The sequence below is a fragment of the Undibacterium sp. SXout20W genome (assembly GCF_049340285.1).
Taxonomy (GTDB): Bacteria; Pseudomonadota; Gammaproteobacteria; order Burkholderiales; family Burkholderiaceae_D; genus Undibacterium.
In genome coordinates, this window is the sequence record NZ_JBMPPH010000119.1 from 1 (window position 1) to 562 (window position 562).

General features: G+C 52.1%; 1 protein-coding gene. It reads left to right on the forward strand.

Features of this window, described 5'->3' with window-relative positions; translation table 11 throughout:
- The coding region (locus tag ACO0K1_RS20270) for a hypothetical protein (RefSeq protein ID WP_423029016.1) at positions 1–562 on the forward strand (562 nt) is incomplete at both ends.

The window sequence follows — 562 nt, forward strand, 5'->3', positions numbered from 1 at the left end:
GCCAATGCGACAAACTACGTTAGTGGCATCACTGGTTTAAGTGACGGCACAGGTTTAGCATCAAATTACGTTCTGCCAAGTCAGAGCGCCAAGTCTGGCAACAACCAGGCTACGATCAATGCAGTCACCACCGCAGTTAATATCATCGGTAATAGCCAAAGCGGTACGTATAACGGCAATCAACAAAGCGTGAGCGGATTCACTGCCACTGGCTTAGTCGGAACGGATACAGCCTCTAATGTTGGCGGTTTCACCGCCAACGGTGCCACAGGCACCAATGCTGGCAGCTACGCCAATACGGTCGGCGGCACGAACAGTAACTACAGCAACGTCAACTATACGAACGGTAGTCTGAATATTGGCCAAGCCACAGCGACGATCAACGCAACGAAGACTTACGACAGCAACACCAGCCTGACACCAGGCCAGGTCAGTATCACGGGCGTCAATGGACAAACGCTGAACTACACCGGTACGGCGGTAGCCAACAACGCGAACGTGGCCGCCAATGCAACAAACTACGTCAGTGGCATTACTGGTTTAAGTGATGGCACTGGTTTAG